Here is a 24,514-nt window from a genome sequence, read left to right as displayed (position 1 = left end):
TAGCCCTGCATAGGCTGCGTGCAATCGAAACACAACAATACTGACAGCAGAGGGAGCAGCGGCATGGCAAACGCAGCAACAGGCAAAACCAATCCCAAAGAATTCATATACGAGTGGATAGGGAAAGACCGCCAAGGCAAAGAGTTGCGCGGAGAGATGCGCGCAACTGGTGAGGCGCAAGTACAAGCTTCGCTGCGCCGCCAGGGCATCTTCATGACCAAGCTCAAAAAACGCAGCATGCGTTCGGGCAAAAAGATCAAGCCCAGGGACATTGCGCTGTTTACCCGCCAGATGGCCACCATGATGAAAGCTGGTGTGCCGTTGCTCCAATCATTCGACATCGTGGGGCGAGGCAACCCCAATATCAGCGTAACGAAGTTACTCAATGACATCCGCCAGGATGTTGAAACCGGCACATCACTCAGCGTGGCATTTCGCAGACACCCGCTGTACTTCAATACGCTTTACTGCAACCTGATTGAAGCGGGTGAAGCTGCAGGTATTTTGGATACGTTGATGGACCGGCTGGCCACTTACATGGAGAAAACCGAGGCAATCAAAGGCAAGATCAAATCCGCCTTGATGTACCCCATTTCCGTGGTCATCGTTGCATTTGTGGTCGTCGCCGTCATCATGATTTTTGTTATCCCGGCGTTCAAGGAAGTCTTCAGCTCCTTCGGCGCTGACTTGCCTGCCCCGACTTTACTGGTCATGGCAATCAGTGATTTTTTTGTCCAATACTGGTGGCTTATTTTTGGAGTAATTATTGGTGGTTTTTATTTCTTCATGCAGGCATGGCAACGCAGTCCAAAGGTGCAACGTGTGATGGACCGCATCTTGCTAAAAATACCTGTGTTTGGCCCTCTGATCGACAAATCCTGTGTTGCGCGCTGGACACGGACGCTTTCCACCATGTTTGCAGCAGGTGTGCCGCTGGTGGAGGCCCTTGACTCTGTGGGCGGTGCCTCAGGCAACACGATTTACCGCGAAGCTACTGAGCGCATTCAAAACGAAGTGTCAACGGGAACCAGTTTGACCGGTGCCATGAGCAACGCCAATGTTTTCCCCTCCATGGTCTTGCAGATGTGCGCCATTGGAGAAGAATCAGGCTCTATTGATCACATGCTGGGCAAGGCGGCCGACTTTTACGAACAGGAAGTGGACGAAATGGTGGCGGGCCTGTCCAGCTTGATGGAGCCCATCATCATCGTTTGCCTGGGCGGCCTGATTGGCGGCATTGTGGTGTCGATGTACCTGCCGATCTTCAAATTGGGACAAGTAGTTTGATGGATTTTTTCTTCCAGAGTGATATCGCCCTAGCGTGCCTGCTGGGCCTGCTGATCGGTAGCTTTTTGAATGTTGTTATCCACCGCCTGCCACAAATCATGGAGCAGCAATGGGATGCTGAATGTGCGCATCATCTCGCAGCCAAAGCAGGTTCAGCCTATGTCCCAGCCCCCCCTTCCATCACGCTGAGCCGGCCACGCTCTCGCTGCCCGCATTGCGGTCACGCCATCAGGTGGTTTGAAAACATTCCAGTGCTCAGCTGGCTGCTCCTGCGCGGCAAATGCAAGCAATGCAGCCAGCGCATTAGCGTGCGCTATCCCCTGGTCGAAATTGCTACAGCAGCTTTGTTTGCATGGTGTATTGCCCGCTGGGGCTTTACCCCTGCAGGCTGGGCATGGTGCGGCTTTAGTGCGGCATTGCTGACCCTGGCATTGATTGACTGGGATACCACATTTCTTCCAGACGACATCACCCTGCCTCTGGTTTGGGCTGGCCTGGTGGCTGCTGCTTTGGGGTGGACTGGCATCGCGTTGAACAGCGCTGTGTGGGGAGCTGTCGCTGGTTACCTGTCGCTGTGGAGTATTTACTGGCTATTCAAGCTGCTCACAGGCAAAGAAGGCATGGGCTACGGAGACTTCAAACTGTTTGCAGCTCTGGGGGCCTGGTTTGGCTGGCAGGCCCTGGTTCCCATCATTTTGATGGCCTCTGTCATTGGTGCCATCATTGGTATCGCCATGAAATTGCGCAGCAATCTGCGCGAAGGTGGCTACATCCCTTTTGGGCCGTTCCTGGCTGGTGCAGGTTTTACCGCCATGTTTTTTGGTGCTGAAAATATTTTGCTCACTCTGTTGCACGCACTCGGCTTATGAACATGCACCGCGCTAAACGTTTGGGTCTCACAGGTGGCATCGGCAGCGGTAAAAGTACCGTAGCGCGCATGCTGGCTGAGCGCGGCGCGGCCATCGTCGATGCCGATGCCATTTCGCGCAGTCTGACGACAGCCGGTGGCCTGGCCATGCCACAAATCGAGGTGGAGTTTGGCAACAATGCGGTGGGCGCTGACGGCGCGCTAGACCGCAGTTTCATGCGCAATCTGATCTTTCAAGAGCCACAAGCACGGTTGCGCCTGGAAGCCATCGTTCACCCTTTAATCAGCAGCTTGACTGAACGCCAGGCACTGCAGGCCGAGGCCTGTGGTGCGCAGCTATTGGTATTTGACGTGCCGCTGCTGGTGGAATCTGGACGCTGGCGCCAGCAAGTGGATGCGGTGGTGGTGGTCGACTGCGAGGAAGAAACTCAAATCCTGCGAACAATGGCGCGCAGCAATTTAGAACGCCCGGCAGTCACGCACATCATGGCTGCGCAGGCCTCCAGACAGCAACGCAGAGCTGCTGCGGACTGCGTCATCTACAACGATGGACTAGATTTAGCTGCATTACGTCAAGAAGTGCTATCAATTTCGGCATGGTTACAGCTATGATGGCATCTGGCGCTTCTGTAACACTTGGCGAGCCTAGCGTTCAGAGGCTGCAAACACCCATTTATTGGCCTGCGCCTACCGGGATACTGCCAGCGTGATTCTTTACGAGTACCCTTTCAACGAACGCCTACGCACGTATTTGCGTCTGGAACAATTGTTTCGGCGTTTGTTCGAACTCGTCACGCGCGAATCACCCGTTGATCACCATTTCGCGCTGGCAACCATCTTTGAAATCATGGACGTGGCTGCGCGTGCCGACCTCAAGTCGGACCTGCTGCGCGACTTGGAGCGCCACAAAAGTCTGTTTGAAGGCCTGCGAAACAATCCCGCCATTGCCCAGGACATGCTGGACAACATCATTGCCCAGCTGGACCAGTGCTACACCCAGCTGCACGCCCAAACCGGAAAAACCGGCCAGCCACTCACCGAGATTGACTGGCTGATGGCCATCCGCAGCCGCATTGGCATTCCTGGTGGCACCAGCAGCTTTGACTTGCCCGCTTACCACCGCTGGCAAAACAAGCTGCCCACGCAGCGTCAGGCCGACCTGCAGCAGTGGACGCTGTGCCTCAAGCCCTTGGCCGACGCACTATCGCTGCTGCTCAGTTTGCTGCGCGAGACAGGCTCCCCCCAAAAAGTGGCGGCCAGCAATGGACAGTTTCAACAATCGCTGCCCGCTGGCAAGGCCTACCAGTTGCTGCGTCTGCGCATAGATGCGGATTCAGGGCTGATTCCTGAAATCAGTGCCAACCGCTTGATGGTGTCTGTGCGCCTGGTGCGCCCCAACGAAAGCGGCAGCCTGCAATCGACCACGGAAAACGCGGCTTTTGAATTGACCTTGTGTGCCTGAGGGCGCCCTTGTGTCAGACTTCAAACGATGAGCGACAACACCTCCCACGCCCCAACCGTTCAGTGCCCCACCTGTGGTGGCCCCAGTGTGTTTGAACCGGCCAATGCATGGCGCCCGTTTTGCAGCCAGCGCTGCAAAAACATTGATCTGGGTGCCTGGGCTGCAGAAGAATTTCGTGTGCCTGCACAAACACCACCGCAAGATGCGCAGTATGGTGACCCGCGCACGGAAGATTAATTAGCCAATTTCATAGCTATCAAGGCATAAAAACAAAGGGTTTCAAATAGTTTTCTATTTGAAACCCTTTGTTTTTAAGCGTTAGCAGCTCTACTTTTTACCTCTGCCGTTACATAGGTACTGGCATCAAAAGGCAATCCACGCTCTTGGCTGAGCCACTGCAGCGCAGGCAGCGCCCCTTCCAGCACAGGCTGCACCTGCAGTGGCAGTTGCTGCCACACCATTTGCTGGCCTTCACGCATTTCAAATTCACCCGACCATTGCGTCACCTTGCACCAGTGCAGGCGCACAAGGGCATGGCTGTAGGCATGCTCCGTCACCTGCCAGGCGATGCAGTTTTCGATGGTGATGCCAATCTCTTCCTGCAGCTCGCGGCGCAGGGCCTGCTCCACGGTTTCGCCGGCTTCCAGCTTGCCGCCAGGGAACTCCCACCAACCCGCACGCGGTTTGCCTTCAGGGCGGCTGGTGATCAGTAAAGCGCCATCGCTTTGGCGAATCAGCACGCCCACGGCAACTTCGGTATGTTTGCGCTCGGCAGTCGTTTCAGCAGTCACAGTCACTTGTTTTCTCGTTGAACTTCAAATTTCAGCGCCATCGGCCAGACCATCAACATCAGCAATGGGCTGCACTGCGGCAGGCTTGTGGTTGTCACGGCCGGCGTAGTCGCGCGCAAACTGCTGGGCAACACGACCGCTGCGCGAGCCACGCTCGAGCGCCCAGATCAGCGCTTCAGGGCGCGCTGCCTCAATGGCTGCGGGCGATAGGCCCATGCTGGACAGCCACTGCGCCACCACACGCAGGTATTCGTCCTGGCTGAAGGGGTAAAAACTCACCCACAGGCCAAAACGTTCAGACAGAGAGATTTTCTCTTCCACCACCTCTCCGGGGTGAATCTCGCCGTTGTCACCCTTTTGCGTGCTCAGGTTGTCCGTCATGTATTCGGGCAACAGATGGCGGCGATTGCTGGTGGCATAGACCAGCACATTGGGCGTGGCCGCGCTGACCGAGCCATCCAAAATGGATTTCATCGCCTTGTAGCCGGGCTCGCCTTCTTCAAAGCTCAGATCATCACAATAGATGATGAACTTTTCAGCCCGGCCAGCAACCACGTCCACGATGTCGGGCAGATCGGTCAGATCGACCTTGTCCACCTCAATCAGGCGCAGCCCCTGCGGGGCATAGGCATGCAAGCAGGCCCGAATCAGCGAAGACTTGCCCGTGCCGCGCGCACCTGTCAGCAGCACATTGTTGGCTGTGCGGCCTTGTACAAACTGCGCAGTGTTGCGCGCAATCTTGTCTTTTTGGCCATCGATGTTTTGCAGATCTGACAGCTCCATTGCGCCCACATGGCGCACCGGCTCCAGCACACCACAGCCATTGGCGCGCTTACGGTAGCGCCAGGCAATCGCCACACTCCAGTCGGCAGGCGCTTGCAGAGCCTGGGGCAGCACGGATTCAATGCGCTGCATGAGCTGCTCGGCACGCTCGACCAAACGCTCCAACGGGTTCATCACATCTTGCACAGCGCTGTCTCCATTCATTATTTCGATAGCTATCAGCGCTTTATTTATAAAGACTTCAGATAGAAAAGTATCTGAAAACCAATAAACACAAGCGCCATTAGCTCCTAAAACCAAAAAGAAGTCTGACTACAGGCTCCCCTTGCTGATGCACGCCACCATCTGGTTGTGCAAACGGCCCCGCCCGCAGGGCAAGCGAGACGAGGCGCAGAACCAAAGACAGTAGCAGCGCTACGGCGAGGTTCGGCAACGACGTATCGAGGGTCGTATGCACAACCACCCAATTAAGAGCGGTAGTCGGCGTTGATCGTCACATAGTCATGGCTGAAGTCACACGTCCACACGGTCTGGCTGGCCGTGCCACGGCCCAGACCCACGCGCACGGTGATCTCAGACTGCTTCATCACGCGCTGGCCGTCTTCTTCCTTGTAAGAAGGATTGCGCCCGCCATCCACCACCACATGCACATCGTCCAGATGCAGGTCAATCTTGCTTTGGTCCAGGTCATCGATGCCTGCGTAGCCCACGGCAGCCAGAATGCGGCCCAGATTGGGGTCCGAGGCAAAGAACGCCGTCTTGACCAAGGGCGAATGCGCAATCGCATAGGCGGCCAGGCGGCATTCCGCTTCGGTCTTGCCGCCATCAATTTGCACGGTGATGAACTTGGTGGCACCTTCACCGTCACGCACAATGGCTTGCGCCAGCAGGCGTGAAACCTCCAGCAGCGCTGCCTTCAGCGCCTGGGCGTCTGCGCTGTCCCAAGCGGTAATCTGTGCATTGCCCGCCTGGTGCGTAGCCACCAGTACGAACGAGTCGTTGGTCGACGTATCGCCATCAATCGTCACGCGGTTGAAAGAGCCATCGGCCAGCTCCTTGACCAGGCTTTGCAGCAACGCAGGCGCAATCGCGGCATCGGTGGCCACATAGCCCAGCATGGTGGCCATGTTGGGGCGAATCATGCCCGCACCCTTGCTGATACCCGTGACCGTCACGGTCTTGCCACCCACCTGCACCTGGCGGCTGTAGGCCTTGGGCTGCGTGTCGGTGGTCATGATGCCCTCTGCTGCCACCGCCCAGTTGTCGGCCTTGGCGTTGGCAATGGCTGCAGGCAGGCCCGCAACAATGCGCTGCACTGGCAGCTCTTCCATGATGACACCCGTGGAAAACGGCAGAATTTGCTCGGCCTTCAGGCCCAGCTCCTTGGCCAGCGCAGCGCAGGTAGCACGGGCATTGGCCAGGCCGGCAGCCCCCGTACCGGCATTGGCATTGCCGGTGTTGATCACCATGGCACGAATGCCCTGGCCAGCGGCCAGATGCTCACGGCTGACCTGCACCGGTGCAGCACAAAAACGATTTTGCGTAAACACACCCGCCACTGTGGCACCTTCGTCGAGCAAGAACACGCTCAAGTCTTTGCGGTTGGCTTTGCGCACACCGGCTTCGGTCACACCAATGCGCACACCGGCGACTGGAAACAGGTTTGCGGCGACGGGAACAGGCAAATTCACAGGCATTGCAGGGCTTCCTACAGAGAAACAGTTAGACGGCAATTATGGAGACAAACCACGGCGCACAACGAAAAACACGGGCCTGCGCCCGTGTTCTTTGTGTATGGCGGTGTTACCCGCCACGCGATACATCTCAGGCCAGCTTGCCGTGGCAGTTCTTGAACTTATTGCCACTGCCGCAGGGGCAGGGGTCATTGCGACCCACGCGTGTGCCGGCTGGCAGCTCAAAGCTGTCGGACTTGTCACCATCCGCGCTGGCATATTGCAAGGCACTCTGCGCACTTTCGGCGTGGTGTTCAATGCTCTGTGCCACCTCATCTAGCTGCTCAGGCTGCTGGATGCGCACTGTCAGCAGCACGCGCGTGACTTCATTCTTCACCGAATCAATCAGCTGGCGGAACAGCTCAAACGCTTCGCGCTTGTACTCCTGCTTAGGTTGCTTTTGGGCAAATCCACGCAGGTGAATGCCCTGGCGCAAATAGTCCAGAGCCGCCAGATGGTCGCGCCAGTTGGTGTCAAAGCTTTGCAGCAGCACAGCGCGCTGGAAGTTCATGAACTGCTCAGAGCCCACCTGATCGAGCTTGCTTTGGTAGACGTCGTTGGCAGCCTTCACGCAGGTTTCGAGAATTTCTTCATCGGTGATGCTGTCTGAATCCTTGACCATGGCCTGCAAATCGACATGCACATTCCATTCGGCCAGCGCCTTTTCCAGCGCAGGCAGGTTCCACTGCTCTTCCATGGATTCGGCAGGCACATACTGGCGCACCATGTCGGCCACGCAGTCTTCGCGCATGATGTTGATCATGTCGACCAAGTCTGCAGTGTCCAGAATTTCATTGCGCTGCTGGTAGATCACCTTGCGCTGGTCGTTCGACACATCGTCGTATTCCAGCAGTTGCTTGCGCATGTCAAAGTTACGCGCTTCCACCTTGCGCTGCGCCGATTCAATCGAACGGGTCACGATGCCCGCTTCAATCGCTTCGCCCTCAGGCATCTTCAGGCGGTCCATGATGGCGCGCACGCGGTCACCCGCAAAAATGCGCATCAACTGGTCGTCCAGGCTCAGGTAAAAACGCGAAGAACCTGGATCACCCTGGCGGCCAGAACGACCACGCAGCTGGTTGTCAATACGGCGTGACTCATGGCGCTCGGTTGCAATGATGCGCAAGCCACCCAGAGCCTTCACTTCATCGTGATCTTTTTGCCACTGGGCATGCAGCTCATCCAGCTGCTGTTGCTTGGCCGCATCATCCAGTGTGGCATCTGCAGCAATCGCCGCTTCCTGCTTGCTGATATTGCCGCCCAGCACAATGTCGGTACCACGGCCAGCCATGTTGGTGGCAATGGTGATCATGCCCTTGCGGCCTGCCTGCGCAATGATGTCCGCTTCCTTGGCGTGCTGCTTGGCGTTCAGCACCTGGTGGGGCAAGCCCACCTTGGTCAGCATCTGGTCGATGATTTCCGAGTTCTCGATCGACGTTGTACCCACCAGCACTGGCTGACCACGCTCGTAGCATTCGCGGATATCTTCAATGGCTGCGTTGTATTTTTCTTGCGTGGTCTTGTAGACACGATCCAGCTGGTCTTCACGCTTGCTGGGCTTGTTGGGCGGAATCACCACCGTTTCCAGGCCATAAATGCTCTGGAATTCAAACGCTTCCGTATCCGCCGTACCCGTCATGCCCGACAGCTTGTTGTACAGACGGAAATAGTTTTGGAAAGTGATCGAAGCCATGGTCTGGTTCTCCGCCTGAATGGCGACACCTTCCTTGGCTTCTACCGCCTGGTGCAGGCCATCGCTCCAGCGGCGGCCTGACATCAAACGGCCCGTGAACTCATCCACGATCACCACCTCACCGTTTTGCACCACGTAATGCTGGTCACGGTGATAGATGTGGTGGGCGCGCAATGCCGCATACAAATGGTGCACCAGCGCAATGTTCGAGGGGTCGTACAGCGACGCACCTTCGGGCAGCAAGCCAGCGGCAGACAGAATCTGCTCGGCCTTTTCATGCCCATCTTCCGTCAGAAAGACCTGGTGACTCTTTTCGTCCACCGTAAAGTCGCCGGGCTTGGTGACGCCTTCGCCGGTACGAGGGTCAGCCTCGCCTTCTTGTCGCACCAGTTGAGGGGCCAGTTGATTGATGGTCTGGTACATGGCCGTGTTGTCGTCAGCCTGGCCAGAAATGATCAAAGGCGTGCGCGCCTCGTCAATCAAGATCGAGTCCACCTCGTCAACAATGGCAAAGTTCAGGCCACGCTGCACGCGGTCTGCTGCGTCATACACCATGTTGTCGCGCAGATAGTCAAACCCGTACTCGTTGTTGGTGCCGTATGTAATGTCGGCCAGATACGCCAGCTGCTTTTCATCGCGTGGTGCCTGGGGCAGGTTCACCCCAACAGCCAGACCCAGGAAGTTGTACAGCGGGCGCATGGTTTCTGCGTCGCGGCTGGCCAGGTAGTCATTCACGGTCACCACATGCACACCTTGGCCTGTCAGCGCATTCAGGTACACAGGCAGCGTAGAGGTCAGCGTCTTGCCTTCGCCCGTACGCATTTCCGAAATCTTGCCTTGGTGCAGCGAGATACCACCCATCAGCTGTACGTCAAAGTGACGCATCTTCAGAACGCGCTTGGAAGCTTCACGCACCACGGCAAAGGCCTCTGGCAACAAGTCGTCCAGCGACTCCCCCTTGGACACACGTTCCTTGAACTCTTGGGTCTTTGCCCTCAACGCCTGGTCATCGAGCTTTTCCAGCTCTGGCTCCATCGCATTGATTTGAGCCACCGTCTTGCGGTACTGCTTGAGAAGCCGATCGTTGCGGCTGCCGAAAAGTTTGGTAAGAAAGTTGACCATGCGAACGGAAGCCGCTCCACGATGCCGGTACAGCACCGAAAGCGGCCAAATCCCTAATGTAGAGTTGCCATGCAGATGGGCTCACTCAGCAGCAAAACAAGAGCCTAGACCGCTGGAAGCCAAAAATTGATTCTAACTGCCGCTTGCGCTTTGGCACTAGCAGCCTGCCCCTGCAAGCACACAAGCAACAGGGTGCGCTGATAATGAGCCATTCACTCAGAGCTCAAAAATCATGCAACGGCGCCGCCATTTAGCCATCTCGCTGGAACAAGCAGCACAGTCTTCGCCTGCGTTATCGTTGCTGGTCAGCCAAGCACGCGAAGCCAATGCGCGCATGAAGGCCATTGAACCCTTGCTCCCACCAGGGCTGCGCCACAGCGTGCAGCCAGGCCCCATTGAAGGCAGTACTTGGTGCTTGATCATCAAGAACAACGCGGCCGCCAGCAAAGTGCGCTACCTGCTACCCAGCTTTGAAGCACATTTGCGCACAAAAGGATGGGATGTGGCGCGCATTCAGCTCAAGGTACTCAGCACTTCGCCATGACAAAGCCCGCTCTAATTCATTCAAAATAAATTAAAAGCTCTAGAAAATTCAGGGGGGGGGATGGTGCCGGTTGTCGGATTCGAACTGACGACCTACCGCTTACAAGGCGGGTGCTCTACCAACTGAGCTAAACCGGCGATCCGCTTCGCAGGCCAGAGGCTGCTGAAGGGACAAGATGCAACAAAAAAAGAAGCACCAAAATTGGTGCCGGTTGTCGGATTCGAACTGACGACCTACCGCTTACAAGGCGGGTGCTCTACCAACTGAGCTAAACCGGCGAAGACCGCGATTCTAATACAAGTTTCGCAGTCAAAAAACGAAATCTGATTATTTCACGCGCTTAAAAGCGGGTCGACCGCCGCCACCCGGGCTTGGTGGCCGTGGCTGATCATCGCCAGACTCAGAAATTTTGGTCGTCGAAGTGACCAGCTGCATGACCTGAGACGCGCGCTCTTCGTCCTGTGCTGGCACTTCAGACAACCCATCCTCCGCAGCGTCACTCAGGCCAAGATCTGTCGCAGCATCAGAAAGCTCAGACAACAGGTCGTCCACCACGGGGAAAGACATGCCCTGCCCCGATTCACGCGCATAGATCGCCTGCACACGCTCAACAGGCACCATGATTTCACGCGGTTTTCCACCAAACCGGGCCTTGAATTCAATGTATTCATTGCCCAGCTGCAGATTGCCTGTGGCGTCATAGCCCACGTTCAGCACAATCTCGCCATCCTTGACAAATTCGCGAGGAACTTGCACTGAACGATCGACCTTCACAGCCAGATAAGGCGTCAGACCATTGTCCGTACACCATTCATGGAGGGCGCGAATCAAATACGGCCGCGTTGAAGTGGTGGTGGGCTCGTTCATGTACAAATTCCAGCGACAGCAAAAACAGAAGACTCAGGCACTCACGCAATTACTTGCGCATCACCTTCTCAGAAGGCGTCAGCGCTTCAATGTAGGCAGGACGCGAGAAAATGCGCTCAGCGTACTTCAGCAAGGGCGCAGCATTTTTGCTCAGCTCAATGCCGTAGTAATCCAGACGCCACAGCAAAGGTGCAATCGCCACGTCCAGCATCGAGAAACCCTCGCCCAGCATGTACTTGTTCTTCAAGAACACCGGTGCCAGTTGCGTCAGGCGGTCACGGATGTGCTGACGCGCCTTCTCAACTTCCTTCTCATTGCCCTTGACGTTGCGCTGCTCCAGCGTGTTCACGTGCACGAACAATTCTTTTTCGAAGTTCAGCAAAAACAGACGCACGCGTGCGCGATCGACAGGGTCACCGGGCATCAACTGAGGATGAGGAAAGCGCTCATCAATGTACTCATTGATGATGTTCGACTCATACAGGATCAAATCACGTTCGACCAAGATCGGCACTTGGCCATAGGGATTCATGGCCGCGATCTCTTCGGGCTTGTTGTACAAGTCCACGTCACGGATTTCGAAATCCATTCCCTTTTCGAACAGCACAAAGCGGCAACGGTGGGAATAAGGGCAAGTCGTTCCCGAATAAAGCACCATCATGGCGGAAGCTCCTAAAAATCAAAAAGAGTGGGACGCTCAAAAAGCGCCCACTCCACCAAGACCAGACCGCTTTGCACCCAGGTGCAAAGTGGCAACAGGCTGTCTATTTATTTGACGTCTTTCCAGAAGGCGGCATTCAATCGCCAGGCGATCAAAATAAAGATGCCCAGGAAAATCAAGACGCCAACACCGACGCGAATACGGGTATTTTGGGCTGGCTCCCCCATCCATTGCAGGAAGTTGACCAAATCACCAACTGTCTGATCGTACTCTTGTGTGCTCATTGTGCCTTGAGAGATGGTTTCCCAGCCCTTAAACACTTGGGTGTTTTGCCCATGAACCTCGACATTTTCCAAGATTGCACGGCGCTCGCCCTGCAACTGCCACAGCACGTGTGGCATACCCACCGAAGGGAACACCAGATTGTTCCAACCTGTGGCTTTGGTTTCATCGCGGTAGAACGTACGCAGGAAAGTGTAGAGGTAATCTGCACCAGAGCCCCCTGCACCTGCACGTGAACGGGCAATCACCGTCAAATCAGGTGGATTGGCACCAAACCAGTTGGTCGCCTGCTTGGGATCAATCGCGGCCACCATCGTGTCTCCTACCTTGTCGGTAGTGAACAACAGGTTGCTCTTGATCTCTTGCTCGCTCAGACCGATGTCTGTCAATCGGTTAAAGCGCATGAATGCAGCAGAGTGGCATCCCAGGCAGTAGTTCACAAACAGTTTGGCACCGTTTTGCAATGACGCTTGGTTGGTGGTATCAACCGGTGCCTTGTCCAGCGGCACCAAGCCGCCGCCCGCAGCGAGTGCGCCACCAGCCAGGCCGAGCGCTGTCACCAGCGTGAGGATTAGTTTTTTCATTGTTCTTGTCTCCTAGCTCAGTGGGGCTTGAAAGTCACGCGATCAGGCACAGGCTTAGGTGTGCCCAGCTGGCTCCACCAAGGCATCAACAAGAAGAAGCCGAAGTAGAACAAAGTGCCAACTTGCGAAACGCGCTCGCCGATGGGCGATGGAGGCTGCACACCCAGGTAGCCCAAGATCAGGAAGTTCACCACAAACACGGCATACAGGTATTTATGCCAGCTAGGACGGTAGCGTATGGACTTCACAGGGCTCAGGTCAAACCATGGCAGGCCAAACAAGATCACCACCGCACCACCCATGACCACCACACCCCAGAACTTGGCATCAATACCCAGCATCAAGGCCACGACGACAACCGCAGCACCTGCGATCACCAGCTTGAACAAGCCAGCCATCTTGGTTTTGAACACCGCAAACACGGCAGCCAAGCCCACGCAGGCAACCAGCACGTACATCATCTCCGTGGTGATCGCACGCAGCATCGAATAGAACGGCGTGAAATACCAGACGGGTGCAATGTGCGCAGGCGTCTTGAGCGGATCAGCAGGAATAAAGTTGTTGTATTCCAAGAAGTAGCCACCGAACTCAGGCGCAAAGAACACCACCGCCGAGAACAGGAACAGGAACACACCCACGCCAAAGATGTCGTGCACCGTGTAGTAAGGGTGGAAGGGAATGCCATCCAGCGGGTTACCCTTGGCATCCTTGGGCGCGCCAGGGGCCTTGATTTCCACGCCATCAGGATTGTTCGAACCCACATCGTGCAGCGCCAGCAAGTGCGCAACCACCAAGCCCAGCAGCACCAGCGGCACGGCAATCACGTGGAAGCTGAAGAAGCGGTTGAGCGTTGCATCTCCCACCACGTAGTCACCACGAATCAGCAGCGCCAGATCGGGCCCCACGAAGGGAATGGCTGCAAACAGGTTAACAATCACCTGCGCACCCCAGTACGACATCTGGCCCCATGGCAGCAGATAGCCCATGAAGGCTTCGGCCATCAGCGCCAGGAAGATGGCACAGCCAAAGATCCAGACCAGCTCACGCGGCTTGCGATAGGAACCGTACAAAAGGCCACGGAACATGTGCAAATACACCACCACAAAGAAGGCCGAAGCGCCTGTGGAGTGCATGTAGCGAATCAGCCAGCCCCAGGGCACATCACGCATGATGTATTCCACAGAAGCGAATGCCTTTTCAGCATCTGGCTTGTAGTGCATGACCAGAAAAATACCGGTCACGATCTGGATCACCAGCACCAGCAGCGCCAGCGAGCCGAAGATGTACCAGAAGTTGAAGTTTTTAGGAGCGTAGTACTCCGACATGTGCTGCTTGTAGCCAGCAAATGCCGATGGAAACCGGTTTTCAAACCAGTTCGTCACCTTGGCGCCGGTGGAGGCATTCGGGTCGAGTTCTTTGAATTCGTGGGCCATGTTGTGTTAACTCCCTCAAGCCTTGTCTTCACCGATCAGGAGTTGGGTCTCTGACAGGTACATGTGGGGTGGCACTTCCAGGTTGTCTGGAGCGGGCTTGTTCTTGAACACGCGACCAGCCATGTCAAAGGTTGAACCGTGGCAAGGGCACAGGAAGCCGCCCTTCCAGTCGGCGGGCAGCGAAGGCTGAGCACCGGTGTGGAACTTATCGACAGGCGAGCAACCCAAGTGGGTGCAGATACCTACGCAGACCAGAACCTCTTCCTTGATCGAGCGCCAGGTGTTGCGGGCGTAAACAGGAGTGAACTCGTCAGGGTTGCGCTTGGAGTCCGGGTCAGCCAGTTGCGAGTCCAGGGTTGCCAGATCGTCGAGCTGCTCTTTGGTGCGACGAATGATCCACACGGGCTTGCCGCGCCATTCAACCGTGAGCTTCTCGCCAGGTTGCAGGGCGGAAATATCTACCTCTACTGCGGCCCCAGCGGCCTTGGCCTTTTCCGAAGGCTGAAAGGTACTCACAAAGGGTACAGCGGCTGCCACGCCGCCTACCGCACCAGCACAGGCGGACGTGATGATCCACGTCCGTTTGCTGGAGTCGACAGGTGTTTCGCTCATGGGGATCCTCGATAAACATCGCTAGGTATAAGGACAATCGAGAAATTGTAGCGGAGCGAAAAACAGGAATCCAAGCACGCGTCTGACACGCTTCTTGCGTTAGATCACGCAATATGCCGTATCTCAATCAATGTGTGGAGCACGTGTATGGGCATGATGCAGGAGTTTCGTGAGTTTGCGGTCAAAGGCAATGTGATGGATTTGGCCGTTGGCGTGATCATTGGTGGGGCGTTTGGGAAAATCGTTGATTCCGTCGTCAACGACCTGATCATGCCAATGGTCGGCCTGGTCTTTGGCAAGCTGGATTTCTCGAACTTGTTTGTTGTTCTGGGCTCAGTGCCTGAGGGCACACCGCGCACTTTGGCGGCGCTGAAAACGGCTGGAATTCCGGTTTTCGCCTATGGCAACTTCATCACCGTGGCTGTGAATTTTGTAATTTTGGCCTTCATCATTTTCATAATGATCAAGCAAATCAATCGCTTAAAACGTGAAGCGCCTGCAGCACCTGCGCAACCCGAGGTCGCAACAGAAGAGGTGCTGCTGCTGCGTGAAATTCGCGACCAGTTGCGCCGTTGATTCAACACCTTTCGCCCAGCGGTTGATGCACCGCTGGCACCCCACCCGGGCCGCTCCATGAATGGGCGGCCTTTGTTTTAATGGTCGGCTGGCGCAGCCAAACGCCATGCCATGCGCACCGCTTCAATCAGGCTGGATGCGTTGGCAATACCTTGCCCAGCGATGTCAAAAGCGGTGCCATGGTCAGGGCTGGTGCGCACCAGGGGCAAGCCCAAAGTCACGTTCACCCCCTCCTCAACACCCAAATACTTGATCGGGATCAACCCTTGGTCGTGGTACATCGCCAACACCACGTCGAATTCCCCAGCGTGGCCGTCAACATCTCTTGCGCGCATAAAGATTGTGTCGGGTGCAAATGGTCCCTGCACATCCATTCCCTCCCCGCGTGCAGCAGCCACAGCGGGGGCAATGGTGGTGCGCTCTTCACTGCCAAATAATCCGCCCTCCCCGGCGTGCGGATTCAGGCCTGCCACTGCGATGCGCGGTACACGGCCCAGCATGCGCTGCAAAGCCGCATGGGTGATGCGCAGTGTCTGCAAGATGTTGTCATACGTCACGGCCTCAATCGCCTGCCGTAGCGAGACATGAATGCTCACCAGCACGGTGCGCAACTCATTGTTGGCCAGCATCATGCGCACTGGCATGGCCTCCAGGCTGACCCTCGCATGCTGTGCTGCCTCGGCTTGCAGCAACTCGGTATGGCCCGGAAAGCGCACCCCAGCGGCGTGCAAAGCTTCTTTGTGCAGCGGCGCCGTCACCAGGGCCGCAATATCACCATGCAGTGCCGCGCGCGTGGCCCATTGCACGCTCAATGCCGCACCCCGGCCAGCCTCTGCACTCACGGCCCCCCAGGTTACTGGTGCAGGCATATCAGGCACCTGCAGCACAGGCATGCAGCGCGGTGGCACCTGCCATGCCTCCTCAGGCGAGGCAATGACCGCCACAGGCAAATGACCGTCTCCTGCTTGCAAGATGGCGCGGGCACCACGACGCATGGTTGCGACATCACCTGCCACAAAGCAGCCCTGCAACAGTGCTGGCTGATCACGAAATGCTTTGGCGATGATCTCGGGCCCAATGCCCGCTGAGTCGCCTTGTGTAATGGCGATGGCTTTTCTATTTTTCATGTAACCGGCCTCCAAAGCTTATGCAGTAACCGCCAGCAGCTATCAAACTTAAGCCGGATTATCAATTTCAATGAAACGATGTGACACACCCAGCTGCTGCGCTGCATGCGCTGCCACAGCAGGTGCGCCATAACGCTCTGTGGCGTGATGACCTGCAGCAATAAAAGTACTGCCTGTTTCACGGGCCAGATGGGCCTGTGGTTCCGAAATCTCGCCGGTGACAAACGCATCAGCGCCAGCGGCCAAGGCACTTTCATAAAAGCCCTGGGCCCCACCCGTGCACCACGCCAGACGCCTGATAGGCTGGCTGGGCGCACCACTCACACAAGTGACGGGCCGGCCCAGCACTGCCTGAACGTGTGCAGCCAGTGCATCGGAGTTGGCGAAGCTGACATGGCCCAGCATGCCCAGAGCCTGATCACCAAAAGTGCCATCGCATTGCACGCCCAGCCGAGCGCCCAGCTGGGCGTTATTGCCCAGCTCAGGGTGCGCATCCAGCGGCAGGTGGTAGGCAAACAGACTGATGTCATGCGCCAGCAACAGGCGGATGCGTTCTTTCATCCAGCCGGTAATACGTCCATCCATGCCACGCCAAAACAGCCCGTGGTGGACAAAAATAGCGTCAGCCCCATCGGCAATGGCGGCCTCGATCAAGGCTCTGCTGGCCGTAACACCGCTGACGATGTGGCGTATGTCTGTCTTGCCCTCGACCTGCAGGCCATTGGGGCCGTAGTCTTTGAAACGCTCAGGCTGCAGCAGGGCATCGAAATGGGCGAGGAGGTCTTGGCGCTGGATCATGGGCTCGATTGTGCCAAGCCATCACACCCACAACGCGCACAGGCACAAAAAAGGCAGCCGAAGCTGCCCTTGAAATCGAGGACCAGACCAGAGGCCTGTTTACTTCCTGACTTTGGGCTGCCAGCCACGCGATGCCATGGGCCAGAAAAAGCCGATGGAAGCACCCAGCACACCCATGGCGGCCACATAGTGGGCCGGTGCCATCACATCGGCCTGCTGCCACACCGACACCAGCATGGGAGTCAGGCCACCGAACACGGCGTAAGCCATGTTGTAGGCAAAGGACAAGCCCGTAAAGCGCACGGCCACAGGGAAGGCGCGCACACCGACAATGGGCAGCAGCGAGATAGAGCCAACAAAGAAGCCCACCAGCGCATAGCGCAGCACCAAAGTATCTTCGCCGGGCAGGTTCAGGTAAAAGAAGTAGGCAGAAGCCGTCATGCCGCCCCAGCCCAGCACCATGGTCCACTTGGTGCCAATCTTGTCGTTCAGCCAGCCCCAGAACACGCAGCCAATGGTCAGCGTTACGGTGGCCACGGCATTGGCCATCATGGCAGCCGCTGGGGCGATGTGAAATACCTTTTGCAGGTAGGACGGCGTCATCAGCACCACCACCACCACGGCGGTGGACAGCACCCAGGTCATCAGCGCCACCAGCCAGCAAGCTTGCTTGTGCTCACGCCAGATGGTCTTGATGGGCATTTCCACATCGGCAGCCTTGCGTTTTTGCATGTCCTGAAACAGCGGTGTCTCATGCAGAAACTTGCGCAGATACACAGAAACCAGGCCCAGTACACCACCCACGATGAACGGCATGCGCCAGGCCCAGTCGTGGATTTCAGCCTGTGTATAGGTGCTATTGAGCCAGACGCCAAAGATGGAGCCCAGGAAAATACCGCCGGTAATGCCCGACGTCAGCGTACCAATGGCAAGGCCGTAGTTCTTGGCTGGCGAGTGCTCAGCCACAAACACCCAGGCACCTGGCATCTCGCCACCAATGGCAGCACCTTGCAGCACGCGCATCAGCAGCAGCAGCAGCGGCGCTGCAATACCAATGCTGACGTATGTAGGCAGCAGACCAATGACCAGCGTGGGCACGGCCATCAAAAAGATGGACAGCGTGAACATTTTCTTGCGGCCAATCTTGTCGCCGTAGTGGGCAATGATGATGCCGCCCAGAGGACGCGCCAGATAGCCGGCGGCAAAAATGCCCAGCGTTTGTAGCTGGCGCATCCACTCGGGCATGTCAGCTGGAAAAAATAGCGCGCCGATCACGTTCTGAAAGAACACGAACACGACGAAATCGTAAAACTCCAGTGTGCCGCCCAAGGCAGACAGGCTCAGAGTCTTGTAGTCCTCGCGGTTGAGAGGACGATGGTGTGCACCGCCCGCCACTTGGTGGGCTTGTGCATTCGGATGCTTACTCATGGGGTTGTCTTTCCGGTTCAAAAGGTCAGACAGCGCGAGAGCCATGGCAACGGATAGATGCGTCAGGGCAAGACTGGACTGTTCTTCAGGACTTCACGGTGATGAAGCCTTTGCATTGCTGAACCTGCGCGGGTGAGCGAGGTCAAGAGAGAACACAGTGTGGCGCAGTCGGGAAAACATTCTAGGGTTTGTACTGACAGGGTTTTGACTAAACATCGCAAACCACGATGTGGTTTCGCGAAATAGATGCAACCCATCTCCGTTTGCGACACCTTGCGTGCACCATGCTCAGGACGGCCCATCCGGCCTGCAACAGTTGTGCGTTTGCGCGTACGCTCTGTACCTATTGCCCTACTCACTCCTCTGTATATGAAGCGCTACTGGCTTTTGTTTTCCCAGGCTGTCACCGTGCTGCTGGCTGCTTATTTTGTCGTTGCCACTTTGCAGCCCAGCTGGCTCAAGCGTGGCGCCACCTACAGCCGTGCCGGCATTTCTTTGCTGGAAGCGCCTTCAGAGCCACGCACTGAATTTGCCCCTGGCAGCCTGGCCGCTGCCGCACAAAAAGCCATGCCCGCCGTGGTCAGCATCAACACCAGCAAAGAAGTGCGCCACCCGCGCAGCAACGACCCCTGGTTTCAGTTCTTCTTTGGTGATGTGGGGGCGCAGCAGCAGGCCGGTCTGGGCAGCGGCGTAATCGTCAGCCCAGACGGCTACATCCTGACCAATAACCACGTGGTAGAAGGCGCAGACCAGATTGAAGTGACGCTGTCAGATGGCCGTCAATCCAAAGCCCGCGTCATCGGCACCGATCCGGACACCGACCTGGCCGTACTCAAGATCGAACTGGACAAGCTGCCCGTGATTGTGCTGGGCAACTCTGACCACGCCGTGGTGGGCGACACCGTACTGGCCATTGGCAACCCATTTGGCGTGGGCCAGACGGTGACCAGCGGCATTGTCAGCGCCCTGGGGCGCAACCAGCTGGGTATCAATACGTTTGAAAACTTTATTCAGACCGATGCCGCCATCAACCCCGGCAACTCCGGTGGCGCACTGATCGATGTGAACGGCAATCTGCTGGGCATCAACACCGCCATCTACTCGCAGTCGGGCGGCAGCATGGGCATTGGCTTTGCCATCCCCGTATCGACCGCCAAACTGGTGATGGACGGGCTGGTCAAAGACGGCCGCGTCACCCGGGGCTGGATTGGCGTGGAGCCCAATGAGCTTTCACCGGAACTGGCTGAAACCTTTGGTGTCAAAGCCCGCCAAGGCGTCATCATTACCGGCGTACTGCAGGCTGGCCCTGCGGCCAAGGCAGGCATGCTGCCCGGTGATGTGATCGTGCAAGTGAACGACCAGGCCATGCGCAATGTCGGCGAGATGATGACGGCAGTGGCCGCACTACCCCCGGGCACGCCTGCCAGCTTTGGCATTCAGCGCGGCAGTGAAAGCCTGACACTGAGCATCACCCCCGGTGAACGCCCAACGCCACAGCGTACACGCCAGCCTCGTTGATCCAGTAAAAACAAGAGCAGCCGGCGCTTGATATATGGGAATTTCAAAATCAAAAGACTTTGAAAATACCTAAAAATAAGCGTTGGGTGCTATTTTTATTAAGAGTGGCTAACACCACCTAGCAAATCGCAGATTTTCGACTGAGACGAGACGTGAAGCCTTAGGCAGTACAGGCGTACGACAAGGCAAAGCAACGACGTATCGGAGGTGGCGTTAGCGGCTCTAAATATCCCCTCATAAAAAAAACCCGCTGACAGTGCATGTCAGCGGGTTTTTTTATGGGTGAGCTGATGCAAGCATCAAACTTGGTCTGGCTCTGCGTCTTCCGGCTTTTTAGAAGCTTTCACAAACCAGCCTGCAGCCACAATGCCCACCTCATAGAGCAAGCACATGGGAATGGCCAGCGCCAGCTGCGAGATCACATCGGGCGGCGTGACCACCGCAGCAATGATGAAGGCCAGCACAATGAAATAGCCCCGAAAGCTCTTGAGCTTGGCGATCTCCACAATGCCAAAGCGTACCAGCAGCATCACAACAATGGGCACCTGAAACGCCATGCCAAAAGCCAGGTACAGGGACAAAATCGCCTCTACATACGAGGCAATGTCGGGCGTGGCCGCTACGCTGTCGGGGGTGAAGCCCTGAATGAAGGCAAACATCTTGTCCAGTACAAAGAACTGCACAAACGCGATACCCACGTAAGCGAGCAAGCTGCCAAAAATAATCAGCGGCAGCGCAAACTTCTTTTCATGCACATACAGGCCCGGTGCTACAAACGCCCACAGCTGGTACATCAGCCACGGCAGCACGGCCAAGATGCCCACCATCATCAGCACCTTGAGCGGCACAAAAAATGGCGTGAACACACCCACCGCAATCAGCTTGGAATCGGGGGGCATGTGCATCTTGATGGGATGCGCGATGAAGTCAATCAGGCCATTGGGCCCGGGCCAGATAGCCAGAACCGCCACCGCCACGGCAATGCCGTAAATGCAGTACAGCAGCCGATCACGCAGCTCCATCAGGTGCTGCACAAAGGGCTGCTCGGTGCCGGCCAGCTCGTCGTCTTTGGAGGGTTTGTCGGACATGGTCAAAAAAGAACCGGGCCCTGCGGCCCTGCGGATCAAGAAAATAAAAGCACCAGCGCTGCCTTCATTACAAAGTGCCGCACTGTTTCATCAGGCTTGAGCGTTAACGCTTGGGCCTGAAACGCGCCACACGTGCTGCGCCCGATTGCACATGCGTACGCACCCCGGCGCGCGCCTTGTACCAGCGTGGCACCGCCCCACGCTTGATACGGAAGTTTTTGCCCGGATTTTTGTACGCTGGAGAGACGGTACTGCTGCTGTCATAGCTGCTGTAGTCGCTGGCCAGTGTGCTGGAGCTGCTGTCGAAATCAGACTCGAAATTGGTGGCATCGCGCCAGTCTTTTTCCAGGTCACTGGAGGCTGAATGCACCGACTTTTCGACATCGTGCACTGCAGTCTCCATCGACTCCTTCATCTTCTTGAGCTCGTCCAGCTCCATGGAGCGACTCACTTCAGCCTTGACGTCGGACACATAGCGCTGCGCCTTGCCCAGCAAGGTGCCCACCGTACGTGCCACTCGTGGCAGCTTTTCGGGGCCGATGACCACCAGGGCCACTGCACCAATCAGCGCCAGCTTGGAGATACCGATATCAATCATGCCAACGCCCCTTGCAGGTGCTTGCTGCCATGTTCAGCCATTAGCTCTTTTGCTTGGCGTCGACATCAATCGTGGTCTTGTCAGCGATGGACTGGTCTGCCACTGCGGCTTTGTCAGCCGTGGTGTCAGCAGCAGCGCCGCCTTCTTTCATACCGTCCTTGAAGCCCTTCACTGCACCACCGAGATCGCCACCCAAGTTTTTGAGTTTCTTGGTGCCAAACACCAAAACGACGATCACCAGCACGATCAACCAGTGCCAAACGGAAAACGTTCCCATGAGATTACTCCTAACGAATACCAGCCATTTTAGACGTGCCGCCGCAACACAGCGCCAGAGATGGCCTTAAGTTTGCGCGTGCGGCTGTGTATGTTCACCCAGATTTAGCCGTGCTTCCAAGGGCGGGGGCCACCCATCACATGCACGTGCAGGTGATGGACTTCCTGGCCACCCTCGGCGCCCGTGTTCACCACAGTGCGAAAACCACCTTCCGGGTATGGATTGCAGCCCTGCTCCAGTGCCAGCCTGGGGGCCAGCACCATGATTTTGCCCAGCAATGCCTCATCGTCCGGGCAGGCGTGGGCCAGCGAGACAATGTGCTTTTTAGGCACGATCAAGAAATGCACGGGCGCAGCGGGACGAATGTCATGGAAGGCGAACAGTTCTTCGTCTTCATACACTTTGTTGCTGGGAATTTGGCCTGCAGTGATCTTGCAGAAAATACAGTGGGGGTCATGCGCAGGGTGTGCGTGATCGGTCATGGCTGGCTTTGGAAAATCGGTGTTGTCGGTGTCAGATCTGGCCGCTGAGGGCCTCAGTCATGGATTGTCCACAATCTGCAGCGTCTGGCGAACGCCCACATCGCTGCGGTGATCATGCACCCATTGCTCACCTTGCTTGCGGCCCAGCTCAAACAATTTGAGCAAGAAAGCCATGTCTACCCGCGATTTGCTGGAAGCACCATAACGGCTGAGCGCAGAGCCTCCGTCGATACGGTGCATCAGCACGTTTTTGTAGCGCGCGGCATCCAGCCGCCCCTCAGCCAGCATGCGGCGCACAAAATCAATCGCACGCAGTTCACTGAGCAGGCCGGCATTGAACGTCACCTCGTTGATGCGCTCCATGATGTCGTTGGCAGTGTCTGGCAGGTCTGGGTGCTCCACGGGGTTGATTTGCACCAGCAGCATATCGGTGCATTCGGTGCGATAGATCAGCGGGTACAGCGCAGGGTTGCCGGAAAAACCGCCATCCCAGTACCGCTCACCGTCAATCTCCACAGCCTTGTACAGCTGGGGCAGGCAGGCAGAAGCCATGATGGCATCGGCACTCAGGCGGGTATCGGTAAATATTTCACCTTTGCCGGTGCGCACATTCGTGGCACAGACAAACAGCTTGGGCATGCCATCGCGCCCCCAGGCCTGGGTCAGCGTCTCAAAATCTACGGTCCGCTGCAGCAGTTTGCGCAGCGGATTGATGTCCAGCGGATTGGTCTGATAGGGCGACAGGAACTGGCTCATCATGCCCATCAGCGGGTTGTTGGCTACTGGCACCCCCCAGGTGAAAGCGCCCATGGCGCCAACCCCTTCCCACAGTTTGCGCAGCGCAGCGCGGGCATGGGCGCAGGACGCGCCATGGCGGCTGGCCTGATCCTGCGGAAACTCCAGGGCACCCTGCGCAAAGCCCTGCGCTACGGCCACCGCATTGAGCGCGCCGGCACTGGTGCCGCTGATACCGGGAAACTGGAAGCCGCCATCTTCGAGCAGCGCATCCAGCACACCCCAGGTAAATGCACCGTGCGATCCCCCGCCTTGCAGTGCCAGATTCAGACATTTCACAGAAGCGGGAGGGTGCGTCATGGGCAGCAATCGTGAGGGTTAAACCGGCAGCGGCTGCTGCTTGTTCATGGCAATCATGCCGCGCACGATGCGGTAGAGGAACCAGATGGAAATTACGCACCATGCGATCCAGCCTGGCACAAAGAACAGCAGCCACAGCGGCGCCGTCACCACATACAAAATGCCTGCCCAGATCATGCTGCGCAAACGCCATGTAAAGTGCGATGCGTGCCATGTGCCCACGGCATCTGAGCGCTTGACCAAGTCAATCACCAGTGCGATCAACAGCACTGCAACGCTGACCTGGGCACCGGGCAATACCGCCGCAATAGCCACGATCAGGTGCAGCACATAGCTCACCCAGCCCCAAGCGTTGAGGCCATCGAGTGTGGCCTGGTCGACAGCGCGGACTTCAATAATGTCATCGTTCACTCTGATCTCCCTTCCTGCACAGCCCGGTCCTGGGCCTTGCGTAACGCTTTTTCTTCCAGACCGCTGGTGCCTTCACGGCGCTCCAGCTCGGCCACCACGTCAGCGGGCGTCAGCCCATAGTGCGACAGCGCAATCATGGTGTGGAACCACAAGTCCGCAACTTCATAAAGGATTTTTCCTTTGTCAGCGCCTGCGTCCACGTCCTTGGCGGCCATCACCACCTCGGTGGCTTCTTCCCCGATCTTCTTGAGAAAAGCATCAGGGCCTTTATGCAACAAGCGGGCCACATAGCTTTTATCGGGATCGCCCCCGTTCGCAGTCTTGCGGCTTTCAATGACAGCAGCAAGACGGGCCAATGCGCCTTCAACCGACGCGGTGTTGTGTTCAGACATGA

At 56.8% G+C, this 24,514-nt stretch carries 27 protein-coding genes and 2 tRNA genes; 8 read left to right on the top strand and 21 right to left on the bottom strand.

Going from position 1 to position 24,514, the window contains the following annotated elements; translation table 11 throughout:
- Positions 1 to 63: 63 nt before the first annotated feature.
- The 5 genes from IB213_RS05470 to IB213_RS05450 all read left to right on the top strand — a co-directional run bounded on the left by IB213_RS05470 (position 64) and on the right by IB213_RS05450 (position 3,854).
- Entirely contained in the window at positions 64 to 1,287 is a 1,224-nt protein-coding gene (locus tag IB213_RS05470; protein WP_192405674.1) for a type II secretion system F family protein, read from the top strand.
- Positions 1,287 to 2,156, top strand: coding sequence for an A24 family peptidase (locus IB213_RS05465; RefSeq protein ID WP_192405673.1), 870 nt, complete (start codon positions 1,287 to 1,289; stop codon positions 2,154 to 2,156). The genes IB213_RS05470 and IB213_RS05465 overlap by 1 nt, the downstream gene beginning before the upstream one ends.
- Positions 2,157 to 2,158: 2 nt before the next feature.
- A complete protein-coding gene (gene coaE, locus IB213_RS05460) occupies positions 2,159 to 2,767 on the top strand; it encodes a dephospho-CoA kinase (protein ID WP_191724138.1) in 609 nt (202 codons plus the stop codon).
- Positions 2,768 to 2,861: 94 nt separating this feature from the next.
- On the top strand, positions 2,862 to 3,617 hold the full coding sequence (zapD, locus tag IB213_RS05455; protein ID WP_191724139.1) for a cell division protein ZapD: 756 nt from the start codon (positions 2,862 to 2,864) through the stop codon (positions 3,615 to 3,617).
- 27 nt (positions 3,618 to 3,644) lie between these two features.
- Entirely contained in the window at positions 3,645 to 3,854 is a 210-nt protein-coding gene (locus tag IB213_RS05450; protein ID WP_191724140.1) for a DNA gyrase inhibitor YacG, read from the top strand.
- A 74-nt stretch (positions 3,855 to 3,928) separates the two neighbouring features.
- Here the strand turns inward: IB213_RS05450 and IB213_RS05445 are convergent, their stop codons facing one another.
- The 4 genes from IB213_RS05445 to secA form a co-directional block, all read right to left on the bottom strand.
- On the bottom strand, positions 3,929 to 4,414 hold the full coding sequence (locus tag IB213_RS05445; RefSeq protein WP_192405672.1) for an NUDIX domain-containing protein: 486 nt from the start codon (positions 4,412 to 4,414) through the stop codon (positions 3,929 to 3,931).
- A gap of 18 nt (positions 4,415 to 4,432) precedes the next feature.
- Positions 4,433 to 5,365 carry an ATP-binding protein gene (locus IB213_RS05440; protein WP_192406066.1) on the bottom strand — a complete coding sequence of 311 codons (933 nt, stop codon included), beginning with the start codon at positions 5,363 to 5,365 and terminating at the stop codon, positions 4,433 to 4,435.
- Between the two features lie 293 nt (positions 5,366 to 5,658).
- A complete protein-coding gene (gene argJ / locus IB213_RS05435) occupies positions 5,659 to 6,888 on the bottom strand; it encodes a bifunctional glutamate N-acetyltransferase/amino-acid acetyltransferase ArgJ (protein ID WP_191724142.1) in 1,230 nt (409 codons plus the stop codon).
- 127 nt (positions 6,889 to 7,015) lie between these two features.
- Positions 7,016 to 9,739, bottom strand: a complete 2,724-nt coding sequence (gene secA / locus IB213_RS05430; protein ID WP_192405671.1) for a preprotein translocase subunit SecA — start codon at positions 9,737 to 9,739, stop codon at positions 7,016 to 7,018.
- A gap of 232 nt (positions 9,740 to 9,971) precedes the next feature.
- Between secA and IB213_RS05425 the strand changes: the two genes are divergently transcribed.
- Positions 9,972 to 10,283: a hypothetical protein gene (locus IB213_RS05425; protein WP_192405670.1), complete on the top strand. Its 312-nt coding sequence runs from the start codon at positions 9,972 to 9,974 to the stop codon at positions 10,281 to 10,283.
- Between the two features lie 61 nt (positions 10,284 to 10,344).
- Here the strand turns inward: IB213_RS05425 and IB213_RS05420 are convergent.
- The 7 genes from IB213_RS05420 to petA form a co-directional block, all read right to left on the bottom strand.
- Positions 10,345 to 10,420: transfer RNA gene (locus tag IB213_RS05420), tRNA-Thr, on the bottom strand.
- A 65-nt stretch (positions 10,421 to 10,485) separates the two neighbouring features.
- Positions 10,486 to 10,561, bottom strand: a tRNA-Thr gene (locus tag IB213_RS05415).
- 49 nt (positions 10,562 to 10,610) lie between these two features.
- A complete protein-coding gene (locus IB213_RS05410) occupies positions 10,611 to 11,150 on the bottom strand; it encodes a ClpXP protease specificity-enhancing factor (RefSeq protein ID WP_192405669.1) in 540 nt (179 codons plus the stop codon).
- Positions 11,151 to 11,199: 49 nt separating this feature from the next.
- Positions 11,200 to 11,811: a glutathione S-transferase N-terminal domain-containing protein gene (locus IB213_RS05405; RefSeq protein WP_054067369.1), complete on the bottom strand. Its 612-nt coding sequence runs from the start codon at positions 11,809 to 11,811 to the stop codon at positions 11,200 to 11,202.
- A 107-nt stretch (positions 11,812 to 11,918) separates the two neighbouring features.
- The gene (locus IB213_RS05400; RefSeq protein WP_191724146.1) at positions 11,919 to 12,677 is read right to left on the bottom strand and encodes a cytochrome c1; all 759 of its coding nucleotides are present in this window, start codon (positions 12,675 to 12,677) and stop codon (positions 11,919 to 11,921) included.
- Positions 12,678 to 12,694: 17 nt separating this feature from the next.
- Complete coding sequence (locus tag IB213_RS05395) at positions 12,695 to 14,110, bottom strand: cytochrome bc complex cytochrome b subunit (protein WP_191724147.1); 1,416 nt, start codon at positions 14,108 to 14,110, stop codon at positions 12,695 to 12,697.
- 15 nt (positions 14,111 to 14,125) lie between these two features.
- Positions 14,126 to 14,722, bottom strand: coding sequence for a ubiquinol-cytochrome c reductase iron-sulfur subunit (gene petA, locus IB213_RS05390; RefSeq protein ID WP_191724148.1), 597 nt, complete (start codon positions 14,720 to 14,722; stop codon positions 14,126 to 14,128).
- 147 nt (positions 14,723 to 14,869) lie between these two features.
- Between petA and mscL the strand changes: the two genes are divergently transcribed.
- Positions 14,870 to 15,298, top strand: a complete 429-nt coding sequence (mscL, locus tag IB213_RS05385; protein ID WP_191724149.1) for a large conductance mechanosensitive channel protein MscL — start codon at positions 14,870 to 14,872, stop codon at positions 15,296 to 15,298.
- A gap of 77 nt (positions 15,299 to 15,375) precedes the next feature.
- Here mscL and pdxA read toward each other — a convergent pair whose 3' ends face one another.
- From pdxA to IB213_RS05370, 3 genes are all read right to left on the bottom strand, one after another.
- Complete coding sequence (gene pdxA / locus IB213_RS05380) at positions 15,376 to 16,425, bottom strand: 4-hydroxythreonine-4-phosphate dehydrogenase PdxA (protein ID WP_192405668.1); 1,050 nt, start codon at positions 16,423 to 16,425, stop codon at positions 15,376 to 15,378.
- A 48-nt stretch (positions 16,426 to 16,473) separates the two neighbouring features.
- On the bottom strand, positions 16,474 to 17,223 hold the full coding sequence (locus tag IB213_RS05375; RefSeq protein WP_192405667.1) for a Nif3-like dinuclear metal center hexameric protein: 750 nt from the start codon (positions 17,221 to 17,223) through the stop codon (positions 16,474 to 16,476).
- Positions 17,224 to 17,322: 99 nt separating this feature from the next.
- Complete coding sequence (locus tag IB213_RS05370; RefSeq protein ID WP_192405666.1) at positions 17,323 to 18,651, bottom strand: MFS transporter; 1,329 nt, start codon at positions 18,649 to 18,651, stop codon at positions 17,323 to 17,325.
- A 369-nt stretch (positions 18,652 to 19,020) separates the two neighbouring features.
- Between IB213_RS05370 and IB213_RS05365 the strand changes: the two genes are divergently transcribed.
- Positions 19,021 to 20,169 carry a S1C family serine protease gene (locus tag IB213_RS05365; protein WP_192405665.1) on the top strand — a complete coding sequence of 383 codons (1,149 nt, stop codon included), beginning with the start codon at positions 19,021 to 19,023 and terminating at the stop codon, positions 20,167 to 20,169.
- A gap of 299 nt (positions 20,170 to 20,468) precedes the next feature.
- Here IB213_RS05365 and tatC read toward each other — a convergent pair whose 3' ends face one another.
- From tatC to IB213_RS05330, 7 genes are all read right to left on the bottom strand, one after another.
- Positions 20,469 to 21,257 carry a twin-arginine translocase subunit TatC gene (gene tatC / locus IB213_RS05360; RefSeq protein ID WP_191724154.1) on the bottom strand — a complete coding sequence of 263 codons (789 nt, stop codon included), beginning with the start codon at positions 21,255 to 21,257 and terminating at the stop codon, positions 20,469 to 20,471.
- A gap of 103 nt (positions 21,258 to 21,360) precedes the next feature.
- The gene (gene tatB, locus IB213_RS05355) at positions 21,361 to 21,855 is read right to left on the bottom strand and encodes a Sec-independent protein translocase protein TatB (RefSeq protein WP_192405664.1); all 495 of its coding nucleotides are present in this window, start codon (positions 21,853 to 21,855) and stop codon (positions 21,361 to 21,363) included.
- Between the two features lie 40 nt (positions 21,856 to 21,895).
- Complete coding sequence (gene tatA / locus IB213_RS05350; RefSeq protein WP_191724156.1) at positions 21,896 to 22,132, bottom strand: Sec-independent protein translocase subunit TatA; 237 nt, start codon at positions 22,130 to 22,132, stop codon at positions 21,896 to 21,898.
- Positions 22,133 to 22,236: 104 nt separating this feature from the next.
- Positions 22,237 to 22,614, bottom strand: coding sequence for a histidine triad nucleotide-binding protein (locus IB213_RS05345; protein ID WP_191724157.1), 378 nt, complete (start codon positions 22,612 to 22,614; stop codon positions 22,237 to 22,239).
- 57 nt (positions 22,615 to 22,671) lie between these two features.
- Positions 22,672 to 23,709 (bottom strand): patatin-like phospholipase family protein, encoded by a 1,038-nt coding sequence (locus IB213_RS05340; RefSeq protein WP_192405663.1) that lies wholly within the window; start codon positions 23,707 to 23,709, stop codon positions 22,672 to 22,674.
- Positions 23,710 to 23,727: 18 nt separating this feature from the next.
- Entirely contained in the window at positions 23,728 to 24,120 is a 393-nt protein-coding gene (locus IB213_RS05335; protein ID WP_192405662.1) for a hypothetical protein, read from the bottom strand.
- A complete protein-coding gene (locus tag IB213_RS05330) occupies positions 24,117 to 24,512 on the bottom strand; it encodes a phosphoribosyl-ATP diphosphatase (protein ID WP_191724160.1) in 396 nt (131 codons plus the stop codon). Before IB213_RS05330 ends, IB213_RS05335 begins: the two co-directional genes overlap by 4 nt.
- Positions 24,513 to 24,514 lie beyond the last annotated feature (2 nt).

The organism is Comamonas sp. CMM02 (assembly GCF_014851485.1).
GTDB lineage: Bacteria > Pseudomonadota > Gammaproteobacteria > Burkholderiales > Burkholderiaceae_C > Comamonas > Comamonas avium.
Note: the sequence above shows the minus strand (reverse complement) of the source record. Positions and strands in the feature narration are given on the sequence as shown.

Coding starts and splice junctions, on each gene's coding strand:
- IB213_RS05470 (WP_192405674.1), top strand. CDS start 64: ATGGCAAACGCAGCAACAGGCAAAACCAATCCCAAAGAATTCATATAC.
- IB213_RS05340 (WP_192405663.1), bottom strand. CDS start 23,709: ATGACGCACCCTCCCGCTTCTGTGAAATGTCTGAATCTGGCACTGCAA.
- IB213_RS05450 (WP_191724140.1), top strand. CDS start 3,645: ATGAGCGACAACACCTCCCACGCCCCAACCGTTCAGTGCCCCACCTGT.
- IB213_RS05425 (WP_192405670.1), top strand. CDS start 9,972: ATGCAACGGCGCCGCCATTTAGCCATCTCGCTGGAACAAGCAGCACAG.
- IB213_RS05465 (WP_192405673.1), top strand. CDS start 1,287: ATGGATTTTTTCTTCCAGAGTGATATCGCCCTAGCGTGCCTGCTGGGC.
- tatC (WP_191724154.1), bottom strand. CDS start 21,257: ATGTCCGACAAACCCTCCAAAGACGACGAGCTGGCCGGCACCGAGCAG.
- IB213_RS05345 (WP_191724157.1), bottom strand. CDS start 22,614: ATGACCGATCACGCACACCCTGCGCATGACCCCCACTGTATTTTCTGC.
- tatA (WP_191724156.1), bottom strand. CDS start 22,132: ATGGGAACGTTTTCCGTTTGGCACTGGTTGATCGTGCTGGTGATCGTC.
- IB213_RS05410 (WP_192405669.1), bottom strand. CDS start 11,150: ATGAACGAGCCCACCACCACTTCAACGCGGCCGTATTTGATTCGCGCC.
- IB213_RS05395 (WP_191724147.1), bottom strand. CDS start 14,110: ATGGCCCACGAATTCAAAGAACTCGACCCGAATGCCTCCACCGGCGCC.
- IB213_RS05370 (WP_192405666.1), bottom strand. CDS start 18,651: ATGAGTAAGCATCCGAATGCACAAGCCCACCAAGTGGCGGGCGGTGCA.
- mscL (WP_191724149.1), top strand. CDS start 14,870: ATGGGCATGATGCAGGAGTTTCGTGAGTTTGCGGTCAAAGGCAATGTG.
- IB213_RS05400 (WP_191724146.1), bottom strand. CDS start 12,677: ATGAAAAAACTAATCCTCACGCTGGTGACAGCGCTCGGCCTGGCTGGT.
- coaE (WP_191724138.1), top strand. CDS start 2,159: ATGCACCGCGCTAAACGTTTGGGTCTCACAGGTGGCATCGGCAGCGGT.
- IB213_RS05375 (WP_192405667.1), bottom strand. CDS start 17,223: ATGATCCAGCGCCAAGACCTCCTCGCCCATTTCGATGCCCTGCTGCAG.
- argJ (WP_191724142.1), bottom strand. CDS start 6,888: ATGCCTGTGAATTTGCCTGTTCCCGTCGCCGCAAACCTGTTTCCAGTC.
- IB213_RS05330 (WP_191724160.1), bottom strand. CDS start 24,512: ATGTCTGAACACAACACCGCGTCGGTTGAAGGCGCATTGGCCCGTCTT.
- IB213_RS05440 (WP_192406066.1), bottom strand. CDS start 5,365: ATGAACCCGTTGGAGCGTTTGGTCGAGCGTGCCGAGCAGCTCATGCAG.
- IB213_RS05365 (WP_192405665.1), top strand. CDS start 19,021: ATGAAGCGCTACTGGCTTTTGTTTTCCCAGGCTGTCACCGTGCTGCTG.
- pdxA (WP_192405668.1), bottom strand. CDS start 16,425: ATGAAAAATAGAAAAGCCATCGCCATTACACAAGGCGACTCAGCGGGC.
- petA (WP_191724148.1), bottom strand. CDS start 14,722: ATGAGCGAAACACCTGTCGACTCCAGCAAACGGACGTGGATCATCACG.
- IB213_RS05405 (WP_054067369.1), bottom strand. CDS start 11,811: ATGATGGTGCTTTATTCGGGAACGACTTGCCCTTATTCCCACCGTTGC.
- secA (WP_192405671.1), bottom strand. CDS start 9,739: ATGGTCAACTTTCTTACCAAACTTTTCGGCAGCCGCAACGATCGGCTT.
- tatB (WP_192405664.1), bottom strand. CDS start 21,855: ATGATTGATATCGGTATCTCCAAGCTGGCGCTGATTGGTGCAGTGGCC.